8 protein-coding genes are annotated in these 15,878 nt (G+C 49.9%); 4 read left to right on the top strand and 4 right to left on the bottom strand.

What is annotated here, in order from left to right:
• A partial coding sequence (gene helD / locus lacNas_RS07205; RefSeq protein ID WP_201346734.1) for an RNA polymerase recycling motor HelD occupies positions 1–2,077 on the bottom strand: 2,077 nt, incomplete at its 3' end.
• Positions 2,078–2,267: 190 nt separating this feature from the next.
• Between helD and lacNas_RS07200 the strand changes: the two genes are divergently transcribed.
• The 4 genes from lacNas_RS07200 to lacNas_RS07185 all read left to right on the top strand — a co-directional run bounded on the left by lacNas_RS07200 (position 2,268) and on the right by lacNas_RS07185 (position 6,984).
• Positions 2,268–2,930 carry a matrixin family metalloprotease gene (locus lacNas_RS07200; protein ID WP_201331109.1) on the top strand — a complete coding sequence of 221 codons (663 nt, stop codon included), beginning with the start codon at positions 2,268–2,270 and terminating at the stop codon, positions 2,928–2,930.
• Between the two features lie 2 nt (positions 2,931–2,932).
• Positions 2,933–3,586: a histidine phosphatase family protein gene (locus lacNas_RS07195; protein WP_201331108.1), complete on the top strand. Its 654-nt coding sequence runs from the start codon at positions 2,933–2,935 to the stop codon at positions 3,584–3,586.
• A 142-nt stretch (positions 3,587–3,728) separates the two neighbouring features.
• Positions 3,729–4,421, top strand: coding sequence for a glycerophosphodiester phosphodiesterase (locus tag lacNas_RS07190; protein ID WP_201331107.1), 693 nt, complete (start codon positions 3,729–3,731; stop codon positions 4,419–4,421).
• A gap of 154 nt (positions 4,422–4,575) precedes the next feature.
• On the top strand, positions 4,576–6,984 hold the full coding sequence (locus lacNas_RS07185; RefSeq protein ID WP_201331106.1) for an SEC10/PgrA surface exclusion domain-containing protein: 2,409 nt from the start codon (positions 4,576–4,578) through the stop codon (positions 6,982–6,984).
• Between the two features lie 61 nt (positions 6,985–7,045).
• Here lacNas_RS07185 and lacNas_RS07180 read toward each other — a convergent pair whose 3' ends face one another.
• The 3 genes from lacNas_RS07180 to lacNas_RS07170 form a co-directional block, all read right to left on the bottom strand.
• Positions 7,046–9,268, bottom strand: a complete 2,223-nt coding sequence (locus tag lacNas_RS07180; protein WP_201331105.1) for a glycerophosphodiester phosphodiesterase family protein — start codon at positions 9,266–9,268, stop codon at positions 7,046–7,048.
• A gap of 100 nt (positions 9,269–9,368) precedes the next feature.
• Positions 9,369–12,926 carry a glycoside hydrolase family 70 protein gene (locus tag lacNas_RS07175; protein WP_201331104.1) on the bottom strand — a complete coding sequence of 1,186 codons (3,558 nt, stop codon included), beginning with the start codon at positions 12,924–12,926 and terminating at the stop codon, positions 9,369–9,371.
• Between the two features lie 50 nt (positions 12,927–12,976).
• The coding region (locus tag lacNas_RS07170) for a glycoside hydrolase family 70 protein (protein ID WP_244661437.1) at positions 12,977–15,878 on the bottom strand (2,902 nt) is incomplete at its 5' end.

Below are 15,878 nucleotides of genomic sequence, written 5' to 3'. Positions count from 1 at the left end.
CGACCAGGCGCTGGTTGGCGCTGGAGATCAGGTGCACCTGACTTGAGCCGCCCGCTAGCTGGCCGGCCAGCTTTTTGGCAGCATCCAGGTCCTTGGTGATGATGGCCGTGGTCAGCTTTTGCCCGTCGTTTTCAGCCAAGGCGCTCTTTAAAGCCTCCAAGGCCCCGGCTTCGTCTTCCCGGCCCCAGACCTGCGGCAAAGGGCCCTGGCGGTTGAAGCTTTCGATCTTCTCCCCGTGGCGGAGGATCTGCTTGGTGTAGTCGGTCAGCTGCTTGGTTGACCGGTAGGACTTGGTCAATTGCACCACCCGGGTCTTCTCCGGGTCAAAAAGGCCGGAGATCTGCTTTAAGAGGCTGCTGCTTTCGTCCTTGGTAAAAATCGCCTGGTTGAGGTCGCCTAGCATGGTGAACTTGGCCCGCGGGAAGTTGTAGCGCAGGTAGGCCAGCTGGAAGGCAGAGTAGTCCTGGATTTCGTCGATAAAGCAGTAGCGCATTTCCAGGTTGGTCTGGCGGGCAATGATCTGGTCGTAAAGGTACAGGTAGGCAGAAGCATCCCGGAGGTCGATCTCCTGGTTCTTGAACTTGGCCTTGACCTCTTCAACCTGCTTGTCCCATTCTTCTTCGCTGATCCCGTACTTAGCCAGGTCGGTCATCTTCGGCACTACCCGCAAAAAGGCCAGGTACTGGCCCCGCAGGTTCAAAAAGCCGTTGTGGTTGATCCGGCGGGCCAGCTTGGAGAGGTGCTTGATGACGATCTTTTTGCCCAAAAAGGCCCGTTCGGCTTTTTCTGAGGAGAATTCCTGGTCCGGCCGGTCGTACAGGTCCAGCATCTGTTCATGGCTGAGCCCTTCGATTTCCCGGCTGACCCAGACCTTGCGGGCTTCGCTGGAGATCCGCTTGTTCAAGCGGCGGATCAGTTCCTCGCGGGTGGCGTCAATCCGGTTGCCCAGCTTGTAGTTTTCATTGAAGGAGTAATAGAGCTCCTTGATTTCTTCCTTGCTGAAGAAAGGCTTCTTCTTAGTGCGGAAGTAGATGTTGCGGAAAATCATCCCCGACTGGTTCAGGTGCTGGCCGTAGCGCGTCGCCAGCTTGTAAAAGGCCAAAGAGTCCTTGAAGCGGCCGATGGCCGTGTCGGTCTGCCGGTCTTCAAACTGGTCAAAGAGGTTCTGCACCTTCATCTTCGGCAGGCGGCGGGCCACAAACTGCCAGTAGGTCATCTGCACCATGTTCTGCTCGCCCATTTCCGGCAGGACGTTTTCGATATAGTCGTTAAAAAGCTGGTTCGGGCTGAACATGATCACGTTGCCGCTCTTGAGGTTGCCCCGGTAGCGGTACAAGAGGAAGGCGATCCGCTGCAGGATGGCACTGGTCTTGCCAGACCCGGCCGCCCCTTGAACAAACAGCAGGTCGCTGCTGGTGTCGCGGATGATCTTGTTTTGTTCCTTCTGAATGGTCTTGACGATCGACTTCATCTGAATCGAAGACTTTTCCGACAAAACTTCCATCAGCATCTGGTCGCCGATGGTTTCGTCGGTGTCAAACATGTTGATGATCGTGCCGTCTTCGATCATGAACTGGCGCTTTTTGCTCATGTTGACCTCCACCGGCCCTTCCGGGGAGTAGTAGGTCACCTTGCCGATCTTGCCGTCGTAGTAGATCGAGGAGATCGGGGCCCGCCAGTCGTAGATCAGCAGCTCGTTTTCATCGTCCATGAAGGAGGCCAGGCCGATGTAGATGCTTTCGGGCTCTTCACCGGCCTCTTCAAAGTCCACCCGGGCAAAATACGGGTGAACGTGCAGCCGCTTCAGGGTGGACAGCTCGCGGGCATTGACCTGCCAGGCATTGTCGCGTTCTTTGAGCATCTGCTGCTGCTGCTGAATCGACAGGGCCGTGTCCATTGAGGTCGAGTAGTCGTCAAAGTCCAGGCGAATATCATCATAGAAGTGGGCGCTGATGCTGCGGGCTTCGGCCTTGTCTTTGTCGATCGCCTGCTTGAGCTGGTCCCCCTTTTGATCAATCTTTTGCAGGACCTGGTCCAAGTGGGCTTGTTCTGCTTTGCGGTCTAAGTTTTCTGCCATGTAATAAACACCTTTTCTAAAAAATAACTCCAACAGCTTTTCTTCGAAAAAACTTGCCTAATATTCTATCATTTTTCAGCAGAAAACTAAAGCAACAGCTCTTTTAACAAAAGCTTAAGCAGTTTTCCAAGCTTTTCACTAGGCAAAAGCCAGCGCAAATCTTATAATATGAGCGCAAAGGAGGAAATTCATGCGACGTTTTTTGAATTTCATCAAGAACCTGCTCATCTTAGCGGTTATGGCCGGCGTCCTGGTCAACTACCATGAGCAAATCCAAACTTTCCTGCTGGAAGCAGCGGGCACGGCCAACACTTATCTGGAGCAAAAAGGCCTAAAGAGCAAGACTCTGGACCTGAGCAGCGCCATCGTGACCGAAAGCAAGACGACCGCGGCCAAGAACACGACTGGCTACCGCTGGCCTAAGGCCACCGCCAAGGTCTACATCGCCGTCAAGCAGACAGACCTGTACAACGCTACAGTCAACGCGATGGCCGCCTGGAACCAGACCGGCGCCTTCACTTTCAAGCAGACCAAGCAGAAAAAGAACGCCCAGATCGTGGTCGTGACCGACTCCAAGAACAACGGAGCCGCCGGCCTGACCACCTACAAGTACCTCAGCCACAGCAACCGGCTCTACTCAGCCCAGGTGGCGCTGAATACTTACTATCTGGAAAGCAACTATTACAACTACACGCAAGCCAGAATCGTCAACACGGTTGAACACGAACTGGGCCACGCTATCGGCCTGGACCACCGTTCCGGCGTCAGCGTCATGTACCCGACCGGGTCGATCTACACGATCCAGCCAAAGGACATCGCCCTGGTTAAGAAGATCTACAAGAGCAAATCATAAGCATGAAACGCATTTATCTGATCCGTCACGGAAAGACTTTTATCAACAAATACAACAAGATGCAGGGCTGGTGCGACACGCCTTTGACTGACGAAGGCCGAGAAGGCGCTGAGCAGGCAGCTGAGGCCTTGAAGGACCTGCCTTTGGACATTGCCCTGTCCAGCAACACCCTCCGGGCTAGCGAGACCTGCGAGATCATCATGGAGAAGAACTGCAACAAGGACCTGCTGCAGCACCTGGCCTACCCTTACTTCAGAGAGCATTTTTATGGCTACTTTGAAGGAATGGACAATGACGTGGCTTGGCGGATGGTCGGCGCGGCCCACGGCTTTTCCAATGCGGCTGACCTGGCCAAGAACGCCAGCTGCGACCAGATCGCCGACTGGACCAAGGAGGCTGACCCGTACCACGACGCTGAAGACAGTCAGGAATTCTGGGCCCGCTGGCAAAAGGGCTTTGACCTGATCAAGCAGCTGGACGGGGCAGAAAACATTCTGCTGGTCAGCCACGGCTTTGCCATCAAGACCCTGGCCCAGAGATTCGCGGTTCCTGGAATCGACACGACGGTTCACCCGCGGAACTCGTCCATCTCTACGCTGGTCATGGACGATGCCGGGCAGATCAAGATGACCAGCTACAATCAGCTGAAGCTGTAATTTTTACCAAATTTTTACGAGCGAAGGCCTTGCAAGTTGACGCGGACGCTCTATAATATGTGCGAACAAAGGAAAAAGCCGAATTCAGCTTTTTCTTTTTTAATCCATTCATGATTTTGCAAACGGAGCGCAATTAAATACTATGAGAACGAAGATTTTTGGTCACCGCGGCTATCCGGCCAAGTTCCCGGAGAATTCTCTGGAGGGCTTTGCCTACTGCATGAAGCACGGAGCTGAGGGGATCGAATTCGATGTCCACCTGACCCGCGACGGGGTGCCGGTGATCATGCATGATGAAAACATCAAGCGGACCACCAATGGCAAGGGTCTGATCAAGGACTTCACCCTGGAGGAATTGGACCAGTACCAGCTGGCCAACGGCGAGCGAATTCCCCGCTTGAAGGACTTGTTCCAGATGGCTGAAGATACTGGCTATGAAGGCCAGCTCAACCTGGAGATGAAGACCAACAAGTTTGACTATCCGGGCCTGCCAGAGAAGATTTTTGCCTTGGCAGACCAGTTCAAGTTCAAGCAGGAAATCATCTACTCCTCCTTCAATTTGCAGACGCTGATTCACGCGCAGGCGATCCGGCCGGAGGGGAACTACAACTTCCTGACCGACAAGCGAATCAAGAACCCGGCGGCTTTTGTCAAGGAGCACGGCTTCAAGGGGATCCACCCGAAGCGCTTGATTGACACGGACACGCCAGAGCGGATCTGGACGGTGGACAGTCCCCTGCGGGCCAAGAAGATCATCGAGTACGGCGCGGCCGGCTTTTTCGCCAATAAATTCGAAGACATGATGGACCTGCGCAAGCGGGTGGCCAACTATTAACGCGAATATAATTAGAAGAGTTGCCTTAGCGGGCAGCTCTTTTTTTGCGCGGTGTATCATAAGTTAACCACTATATCAAGTATTGTATCCGGTTCCAGTGAGTGCTAAAATCGACTTGTCCAATATGTGTTAATAAATTAAGGAATGTATGATTATGAAGAAAATTTCAAAAAATGTTCTGCTCGTATCCTCTGTTGGCTTAGCCGGTTCTGCATTCGCAGTTACTAATACCCATCCGGTATTTGCAGCAAGCAACGCAACTACGAGCACGAGCTCAAGTCAGGATGTTGCTAGCGCTCAAACGCAAGTGAATGAAGCACAAAAAGAAGTTGACCAAACTCAAAGCCAACTGAATAGTGCTGAAGACCAACTGAGCACGGCCAACAGCGACTTAGACCAAAAGAATGCTGATCTGCAAAAGGCAAAAAAGGCAGTTAATGATGCAACTATCAACGAAGATACCAACAATGCTCTTGCTCAAGCTGCCATTGATAAGGCGCAATCTGAAGTTAATTATGCCAACAACGAATACCAAGACGCTGTGAAAGAAAATAATGACCGGCAAAAAGATCTGACAGATGCTGAAAACGACATTAACAGTGAACAAGCTAAACTTGATGAAATTCATAAGAAGAACAGTGATATAAACACGCAAATTGACTCTGCTAATTCAGATATCAATAATTACCAAGGTCAAATCAACGACTTACAAAAGAAGAAGGATGAACTGAGTCCTAAACTGGATGCTGCTCAACAAGCTCTTAACGTAAAACAACCACAAATCGACGCTGCTACACAAAACTTGCAAAACGCTCAAAAAGACTTAGGTGAAGCAAAATCTGTCAATGAACAGTTCACCTTGCCTGAGAGCTACATCAACTATGTAACCGGCAAGTCTACTGACTGGGATACTGCTAAGAAAGATCTGCAAGACGCTGTAGCTAGTCACACCTACCCGTTTACTGATGGGGATGCAAGCGACACTGTTTACAACGATCCATCAGCTTTGTCAAACTCTGACAGCAAACGTCTGAGTCTCTACGTGAAGAACCTGATTGAATCGATCCAATCGCAAGTCAGTTCACAAAACAAGTTGACTATTACTAATGGTTCTCTTGAATATGCCAAGCGTTACACGCAAGACTATCAAAACAGCAACTATGTCTTCAGAAAATATAATGCAATTAACGCCGCTGCAACTGAAATGGGCATTAACCAATCTTCCGTTATCGGATACGATATTGCCGCAAACAGACAAGTTACTGGATGGAGCCAAGTATCCATCAACGGATACGTACGAACTTATTATGATTATGGAACAACCTCAATGAGTGAAATCGCCAAAGCTGCCTTTGACTTGGTTACTCAAGAATTGGCTGATCCTAACAATTATAAGGATATCATCAACAATAATGGTTACTTCTCGGTTGCCGTAACTACACAAGATGACAAGTTCTACGTTTGCCTTTTGACAATCAACCCTTCTGGCGTTCCAAGCAGCTTTGATACTAATGAAGTTGCTCAGCCAAGCCAAGATGAAATTACTACTAAAGAAGATGCCATTAAGCAAGCTCAAGCCGCTTTAGATCAAGCCAAAAATGATGCAAGTACTGAACAAAGCGTCTATGATCAACTCCAATCGCAGAGCCAAGAATTGGACCAACAGATCAGTGACTTACAAGCGAAAATCAGTGACTTACAAAGCTCAATTGACAATTTAAGAAATCAAATTGAAGATGATACTTGGATTCAAAAAGATTTAGATATAGAAAATTCGTTGTTACCGCAAAGAAAAACTTTTGCTCAAATGTCTGCCAACAAAGTTCAAGATACTCAAGCAAACTTGAATGCCGCCCAGGCTGAATTAGCTTCTGCGAAGCAAAATGCTGACACGGTTAAAGCCGAATTAGGTAACTTAAAGCAAAAACTCCAGACAGCTCAACAAGCTTATGATTCTGCATCTAAGGCACAAAGTGATGCTTCAAAGAAGGTCGATTCTTTAAAGCAACAATTGGAAACTGCTAAAAAGAAGCTTGCACATGCTAAAGCTGAATTAGTTCTTGCTCAAACTAAGCAAAACACTGACAACAAACAAAACCAAGGTAGCTCTGACAACAAGCAAAAACAAGGTAGCTCTAATAGCTCAACTAACAAGAAAGATACTAACAATTCTAGTTCTGCCACAAAGACTACTACTAAGAAAGCCACTACTAAGAAGGCTACTACCAAGAAGGCTACTACTAAGAAAACTACCACCAAGAAGGTAAAGAAAGCCAAGAAAGTAGTTGTCGCAAGCAGCAAATTTACCAGCTTGAAGGGCAGCAAGAAGGCCTTTGTCGGCAGCTGGAAGAAGGCCAAGTCTGTTTCTGGCTACCAAGTTCGCTACAGCACAGCTTCATCAATGGCTAAGTCCAAGACCAAGAGTGCCAAGGCAACGAAGATCACAGTTTCCAGCTTGAAGAGCAAGAAGAAGTACTATGTCCAACTTCGCTCCTACCGCAAGCTTTCTGGCAAGACCTACTACTCTGCCTGGTCAAAGGCCAAGTCTGTCAAAACTCGTTAATCCAAAAAATCAAACCTGACTCCAAACAAAAACAGCCGTCTCCGAAGAGACAGCTGTTTTTTTAGTTCTCAACGATGGCACTCATCGACGCGACTAATTCCGCGTCATTCAAGGTAACCTTGCTTGCACCATTTTTAATCATGTCCGCAACGGCATCATCGTTATGGTAAACCGTCCAGATCCCGTAATCCACGCCATACTTGCGGGCCGCGAGAATATCGTCAATCGTCGTGGTGTCCTTGTTGCGGTCAGCCCCCGCGTTTAAGTGCGCCAGGAAAATATAGTCGTTGTCCGTCAAGTGGCGGTTGTAAATCCCCATCATGGCGATTCCTTCGCCGCCAGGAATCGCGTTTCTGACTTCCTCCAATTCGCCAATGTTAAAGGAAATCAAGGTCGTCTGTTTCTGCATCCCCGCCTCGTTGACTTCCTTAACCAGCTCTTTCAAGGCATCCATATTGTTGATGTTCTTCAGTTCCAGAAAGGCTTCCTTGCCGTACTTTTTGCAGATGTCCAGGTACTGGCGCAAAGTCGGCAGATGCAGGTCATCATAGACCTGGTCTTTATCGATTCCGTCCAGCACGCCCTTGATCTTGTAACTTTCCGCCTGGTCAAAAGGAATATCGTTGATATTTTTGCCATAATTCGGATCATCCTGGCTGATGTCAGTCGTCCGCGCCAAGGTATTGTCATGCAGAATGACCAGCTTGTTGTCTGAAGTATTGGCCACATCGGTCTCAATCCCCCAGATGCCGGCTTCCTCGCCAGCTTTTTCAAAAGCCAGGGTCGTGTTTTCCGGATACTTGGTGCTGTAGCCCCGGTGGGCAATGAACTTGACCGGCGCCTTAGCCGCGCCAGCCGTGCTCTGCGTCTTCACATCGGCGTTTTCCAGTCGGACCAGCTTGGCGATGTCCGCAATTTCACTTTCTGAAATCTCGGCCTGGCTGCTTTTTCTCACCATGATCAAGTACTTGTAGCCCGGGTCCAGGATGATTCCCTGCTTTGACCAATTGGCCTGCACGCCGACATAGCTTGGCTGGTCGTCATTCGTGTATTTAAGAGCCTTGATCTGGTAGTCAAAGTAATTGTCTAAGGCCAGGTACTTGCTCTGGTCCGCCTTTACAAAATCAACGGTCGTCAGTTCCTTTTTGCTTTGGTAAAAATTCCCCGCGGAGTCAACGCCCCACAAGCCCAAGTTCCGCTCCGGGTTTGCGCTTGCCGGCAGCTTGCGGTACTGGGCATACAGGGTGACGTCTTTTAATTCATAGCTAGCGCCCAAATCATACTTTTCACCGCTGCCGTCTGCCTGCGTGTTGAAGGAATCAAGAGCGTAGCCCGGCTTGCTGAAGCCACTCTCTGGCAAAGTAGTTTTGTCGCCTTCTTGCTCTTGCAAGGTCACTTTTTGCCCAAAGCCCTGGCCCGCGTCGAACTGAATCGTGTAGTTTTCCAGTTTCCGGTACTGGGCATAAAGCGTCGTATTCTTTAAAGCATAGCTGCCGCCTAAATCGTACTTTTCACCGCTGCCATCTGCCGCGGTATTAAATGAAACCAGGATGTAGCCTGGCTTGTTAAAGCCCGTCTCTGGCAGAGTTACCTTGTCGCCTTCTTGTTCATGCAGGGTAATGTTCTGCCCAAAGCCCTGGCCCGCAGCGATCTGGATAGTGTAGTTTTCCAGCTTCTGGTACTGGGCATACAAGGTCGTATTCTTCTTAAAGACGTAAGCCTGGCTCAGCTGATACTTCTTTCCCTTCCCATTTGCGGCCACAGCATAATTCAAGAACCTGTAGCCGGCTCTTTCAAAACTGGTCTTTGGCAAAAGAAGCTTCTTGCCCAGGGTAAAAGTCAGCTTTTTCTTGCGGCCAGATCCGTCATTCGCTGCTAAAGTCAGTGTTTTCTTAGAAGCAGTAACTTTAACTACACAGCTGTAGCGTTTTTTGCCGTTTTTAGCCGTAATTTTGGCTGTCCCGGCCCTAACCGCCTTGACCTTTCCCTTTGAAGAGACTGTGGCAATCTTCTTGTTCGAGCTTCGCCAATAGGTCTTTTTCTTGCTGTTTTTTAGATACAAACGGGCAGTTTTGCCTTGCAGCAGGCTCAGCTTCTTCTTGCTTAAAGAGACCCTGCTTTTCTTGACTTTCTTAGCTTTTTTGGTTTTCTTGCTCTTTTTCGCCTTCTTAACCTGCCGGGAAGCTTGCACCGGCTGCAGGGGCTCAGCCTGCTGCCCGATTCCAAAAGCCAGCAGGATTGCCGACGCCAACAACAACTTTTTGATATCTTTCCGTTTCTTCAAAAAACTCACTCCATTTTCTTTTCCTAATAAAACCAACGCTTCTATTCTAGCTTATTTTTTATACTAAAACAGCTATCCTGCCGGATAGCTGTTTTTGGCCTTATTTGTATTGCTCGCTGCTTACGTATCCCTTGGAATTCAAAGTGTAAGTGTAGTGACCAACCTTTACGGTCTGGTTCTTCAGCAGCTGCCCATTGGCAGCAAGGTAGTAAGTGTGCTTGCCATCATTCAGCAAACCCTTTCTGAATGACAGGCCGTTGGCTGCAAAGAAGTAAGTTCCAGTTGCGCTGGTCGTCTTAATGCTGGTCAGCTTGCTGGACTTGACCATATTGCCGTTCTTGTCGAAGTAGTACCAGTTGCCGGCATCGTCCTTAACAAGAGTATTCTTGGCCTGCTTGCCATTGTCGTCGTAGTAAACATAGCTGCTGCCCTTCTTCGTCAGGCTGCTGCCAGTCAGCTGTTCAGGCAGGTATTGGCTGATCTTGTAGCTTTGCTTGCCATCCTTCTTGCTGTAGCCGACGTTGTAGTAAGTACCTGCAGGGTTCTTCAGAACATAGCCTGCACCACGGTTTAAGATGTTGGTACCATTCATGTACTTAGCAGACCATTCGGTAATCTTGACGCTCGGGTCCATTGGCTTGCCGGTTGAAATCTGCTTGGTCTTGAACAGCTGCGGGTACTTCTTTTGCAGAGTTGCCAGGAAGGCACCACCGTACTTCTTTTGGTAAGTACCGCCACCGATGCTGTTGGTGATGTAGACAAACTTCTTCAAGCTGTCTGAGCCCATATCACGGCCAAAGTCATCACTTCTGGTAACAGTCGTTGCTTCCTTGCCTGGCAGGTTGTAGATCTGGTTTGGAACCCAGTCGGCCATTACTTGCAGACCTTGCTTGTGCAGGGCCTTCAAAGCATTGCGCAGATCTTCTGCTGAACCGTACTTGTTGTTTCCGCTCAAAGCCACGTCGTAGCGGTCGTCAAAGGCATAACCGTTGTCGATCGTTGAGTCCAGGAAAGTCTTGTCCTTGCTTGAAACGTATTGCGGAGCCATTTCGAAGGAAGTGATCCCCAGGTCCTTGAACAGAGAAGCATTTTGCGCGATCTGCACGTTGGCAGCTTCACTGGACTTAGTTGGGTAGTAAACGAAGTTTGAGAAGCCTTCAAAGATGACGTTTGAGTCAAAGGCCGCATTTGATTCATAAGCAGACGTAGAGCTCTTGGTGCTGCTTGAGGCCTTGGTCCGGGCATCTTGGCTGTCCTTGGCGCCAACCGGTACCCAAACTGCCACGTAACCCTTCATGTCAGGGTTTGAGTAACCCTTGATTGCCGTGCCTTCCTCGCTCTTGCCGTCTTGCTTCAAGTCCTGGTTGGTGAAGACAAGGTCACCCTTGTCGTCAGTCTTGGCTCTTGGAGCGTTAGTGTCGCTGCTGTAGCTTTGCAGGTAGCTGTTAGTAACTGCCCCATTGTCAAGTTCCTTGCTGCTTGGCAAAAGAACTGCACGGTATTCTTGGTTCTTGTGGGCAGCACCCATGTGCAGCACTACCTTGTCGTTTGAACCTAAGGACAGGTCAGAGTTGTTGCTGATGATTACCCCGATACCTTCAGTTCTGCTTTCCTCGGTACCTTGATCGCTGGCAGACTTGACGCCCTTGCCGTAACGTACGCTGGTCAAAACGCCGTTTTCATCAACGCTCATGCTCTGGCCACCGCCAACATACTTGACACGTGACTTCAGCAGGTTGCTGATTGCTTGGTAGTAGCGGGTCTTCTTGGCCATGTACTGGCCGCCGTCAGCATACATGTCCCCGTAGTAAACCCGCGGAATAGTATCCTTGTTGGTCAAAAGCAGAGAGTAAGCGGCCGGCATGTTGTAAAGATTGTAGGTCTTTTCAGTTGAGTTTTGATCCTTTAAGTAGAGATCAATCCCCTTTTCTTCCTCAGCCTGCGTAAACTGCCCGTAAGGCTGCCCGGTAGCATCGTGAATTGCTTGCCGCAGCTGGTCCTGTGAATTTGAGTCGTGGGCCCGGATGAAGGAGTAGTTAGGCATTGCAGTGCCTTCACTGCTGTCGCTAGCCCGGTTAACCAGAGAACCGCTGATCAGCTTCTTCAAACGGTCAGTTTTATCTGAAGCTGACAAGCTGTCTGGGTTGGAGTTCAAAGAATTGTTGATTGACTGCCGCAAGGAGTCGTCCATGTTCAAGCCTGGGTTGCCCATTTTGTTGATTGCCGCTGGAATAGCAGAATTCCAGCCTTCCAGGATGTTCAAGTGGGCATTTGACTTGGCATCAGAGTTCATTCCGTAAGCTGCCTTGAAGTACTGACCCATGATGTTGATCAAGTCAGCATCCGTAAAGTCAACGGCGTCAACTCTGATTGAGTCAAAGTGCGCATCGCTGTCTTGGCTGCCCCCGGTAATCTGCCCGAAGTTAAGCAGGTAGTACATCCAGTTCAGCTGTTCTGCCTGAACTACCGGGTTGGAGTTGTCAATATCGTTGGCCAGCAGGTATTCCGTCAATACGTTCTTGTCGTCGCCAGTCAGATAAGCTGGATAGCGGCCCAGCAAGCGGTAGCTGGATTTCGTCCACGGAGTCAGGTCTGAGTTGTCATAGCGGAAGAAGCCGCCCTGCAGCTGCATCCCGCTATAGTTTTCATCTTCACTTTCCTTGGTCCAGATTGACTCAGTCTTCTTGAACTCAGTCATCAAGGTCTTCAGCCAAGTAGTGCTCTTCTTGCTGGTAATCTGCTTTTCAACGTTCTTTTGAATCTGGTTGGCTGCGTTGAACAAGTCGCTGGTCTTGTCGCTGGTCTTAAAGTCAGCATTTGCGCTGACAAAGCCGTTCTTCTTCATGAAGTTCAAGTAGTCCACGAAGATCTGCCGGCTTGGCCAGTAAACCATCAGCAGCGGCCGCTTGTCGCTGGCCGTTGACTTCGTCCAGGTGGTGCCGTTCTTCAAGATCTTCTTTGGACGGTACCAGCTGTCGGCAGTCAGGTAGCCATCAACATTGTCGATGCTTGCGCTGGTCAAGCTGTAAGCTTGGTTGTTTTGCGCAAAAGTCTTGTTGGTATTTACCAAGCTGCCCTGCTTCGTGAAGCTCATCTTGAATGAAGTGCTGCCAAGGCCGGCGGAGTTAAAGTAGTACCACTTGGAGCCGGACTTGTACATGAAGTTCTTCCGCGGCTTGGCGCTGGCAGCATCAATGTAGTAAGTCTTGCCCTTGAGGCTTGACAGGGCTGACAGCAGCTTGCCGCTCTTTGAGTAGTGGTAGACGTACTTGCTGCCCTTGACAGTCTTGTTTCTGACCATCTTCCCGGTCTTGGTGAAGTAGTACCAAGAACTGTTGATCTTGGTCTTGCCTCTGAAGCTGGTCACGTGCCCGTTCTTGTCGAACTTGACCTTCGTGCCCTTGATCTTGCTGGTCTTGTTCTTGATCATTACCCCGTTTTTCTTGAGGTAATAAACATAACCACCGCTGACCAAGTAGCTGCTGGTCACTTTCTTGCCGTTCCGGTAGTAAACCCGGCCCACTTTAGTGTTCTGCCAGCCGTTCTTTTTAGCGTTAGCGGCAGAAACGGACTGACTAAATGGCAGACTGGTCAAAGTCGCCAAAAGGGCCGCACCTGTCATCAACCAGGCAAACTTGCCTTTCTTTGAGTAATTCATTTTCTGTTTCCTTTGTTCTTTTTTCTTTTTACAAAAATATCAGCACAAAATTATTTCTTAGCAGCACCCAACGTGTTGTTCGTGGTTGCCTTGTTCTTAGAAGCCGCAGTGTACTTCTCTGAAGACAAGTAGCCGCTCTTGTTCAAGGTATAAGTGTATTCACCGCTCTTAACGGTCTTATTCTTGACCATCCGGCCGTTCTTGTCGAAGTAGTAGGTGTGTGAGCCGTTGTTCAGCAAACCGCCTCTGAACGAAACGCCGTTGCTCATGAAGAAGTAAGTTCCGGCGCTGCTGCCGCTGCCCACGTTTACAAAGCTGCTGCTCTTGACCATGTTGCCATTCTTGTCGAAGTAGTACCAGTTGCCTACGCTGTCTTGGACAAATGAACTCGTCTTCTTCTTGCCGTTTTCATCGTAGTAGCTGTAGTTCTTGCCGCTGGCAATCAGGCCGATCTTTTCTTGCCCCTTGCCCGTAGCCAGCTGCACCGGCAGGTACTGGGCAATCTTATTGCCGTCCTTGCTGTAGCCAATGTTGTAGTAGCTGCTGCTTGAGCGCAGGACATAGCCTGATCCCCGGTGCAAAATGTTGGTCCCGTTCATGTACTTGGCCGACCACTCAGTGATCTTGACGCTTGTATCCATCGGCTTGCCGGTAGAGGCCTGAACCTTGCTGAAAAGATCTGGATATTTCTTCTTCAGCTCATCCAGGAACTGGCCGCCGTATTGCTTCTGGTACTGGCCACCGCCGATCGTATTGGCAATATAAACCACCTTGCTCAGACTGGTCGTTGGCCAGTCATTGCCGTAGTCGTCAACTCTCGTTGCCGTTACGGCTTCTTGGCCCGGCAAACTGTAAACCTGGTCTGGAACCCAGTCGGCCATGACCTGCAGGCCCTGCTTGTGCAAAGCCTTGATGGCGTTGCGCAGGTCTTCGGCTGAACCGTACTTGTTGTTCTTGCTCAAAGCCAGGTCGTAACGGTCGGTAAAGGCGTAGCCGTTGTAGATGGTCGAATCAAGGAAGGTCCGGTCCGTGCTTGAAACGTACTGCGGCGCCATTTCAAATGAAGTTACGCCCAGCTGCTTGAAGAAAGAAGCATTCTTGGCAATCTGCACGTTGGTCCGCTCGCTAGTCGTCGTTGGCTGGTAGATGAAGTTTGAGAAGCCTTCAAAAATTAGGTTTGAGTCGAAAGCGTCGTTGACACGGTAGTGTGAGCTTGATGAGGTCGTGCTGGTGCTTGCCTTAGTCCGCGCGTCCTGGTCATCCTTGGCGCCAACTGGAACCCAAACGGCCAAATAACCGTTAACGCAAGGGTTCTTCGTCCCCTTGACCGCCGTGTTTTCTTCAGTCTTGCCGTCAACCGTCAGATTCTTGTTGGTAAAGGTCAAGTCACCGTTGTCATCAGTCGTGGCCGTTGGCGCTCCAGAATCGCTGGCATAGCTGATCAGGCCCGTTGAAGCCTGGCTGGTGCCGTCGTTCTTTGAGTCGTAGCTGCTGTTGGTTAAAAGCAAGGCACGGTACTTTTGATTCTTGTGAGCCGCGCCCATGTGCAGAACCACCTTGTCACTATTGCCCAAGCTCAAGCTGGAGTTGTTGCTGGTAATAATGCCGATCCCTTCAGTCCGGCTTTCATCAGTCCCTTGGTCACTGGCAGACTTGACGCCCTTGCCATAACGGACGCTGGTCAAAACGTTGTTGCTGTCGACTGCCATGCTCTGGCCACCAGCAACGTACTTGACCCGGGCCTGCAGCAGGTTGGTCATGGCGTCATAATAAATGCCTTTTTCAGCCATGTACTGGTTGCCGTCAAAGTACAAGTCGCCATAGTAAACCCGCGGGATGGTGTCCTTGTTGGTCAAAAGCAAGGCATAAGATGATGGAATGTTGAGCAGGTTGTATTTCTTGCTCGTGGACTGCTGATCTTTCCGATAAGCATCCAGCCCCTTCTTTTCCTCTGCTTCAGTAAAGGTCGTGTAGTCCTTACCGTTTGGATACTGGCTGCTCTTGGTTACGTCCTTGATAGCCTGCTGGATGTTTTCTTGAGACATGTTGTCATGAGCCCGAATGAAGGTGTAGTTAGGCGTTACCTTTTCTGACCCGTCCAGCTTTGACCGGTTGACCATTGAGCTTTCGCCATCGGTCCCGATCACATCGGACAATTTTCCACCATCGTTCATCGCGGAAATAATTGAGCTCTTCCAGCGGTCGTCCATCGTAATTTCCGGGTTACCCATCCGGTTGACGTAGTCTTGGTCGGAGTAGTCCCAGTCTTCCAAGATGTTCAAGTGGGCGTTTGACTTGGCGTCGGTGTCAACGCCATAGACGTCCTTGAAGTAGTCCCCGGCAATGTTGAGCAGGTCGGCATCGACATTGTCCACTGCGTCCAAACGGATTGAGTCAAAGTTGGCATCGTCGTCCTTGGCAGTGATGGTCCCGTAGTTAAGCAGGTAGTGCATCCAGTTGAGCTGTTCTGCTTGAACTACTGGGTTGGAGTTGTCAATGTCGTTGGCCAGCAGGAATTCCTTCTGCTTGTCCGTGTCGCCCTTGATGTTCTTCGGGTAACGGCCCAGCAGCCGGTAGTTGGAGTTAGCCCACGGGGTCAAGCTGGAATTGTCATAGCGCAAAAATCCGCCCTGGAATTGAAGACCGCCAAAGTCCTCGTTTTCGCTATCCTTGGTCCAAATGCTTTCCGTGTTCTTGAACTCAGTCATCAAAGTCTTCAGCCAAGTAGTACTCTTCTTGCTGGAGATCTGCTTTTCGACGTTCTTTTGAACCTGGTTGGCCGCGTTGAACAAGTCGCTGGTCTTGTCACTGGTCGTGAAGTTGCGCTTGGCACTGACGAAGCCGTTCTTCTTCATGAAGTTCAAGTAGTCCACGAAAATCGGCCGGCTTGGCCAGTAAACCATCAGCAGCGGCCGCTTGTCGCTGGCCGTCGTCTTCGTCCAGGTGGTGCCG

Origin of the sequence: Lactobacillus nasalidis (genome assembly GCF_016587775.1) — a bacterium.
Lineage (GTDB): Bacteria > Bacillota > Bacilli > Lactobacillales > Lactobacillaceae > Lactobacillus > Lactobacillus nasalidis.
Note: the sequence above shows the minus strand (reverse complement) of the source record. Positions and strands in the feature narration are given on the sequence as shown.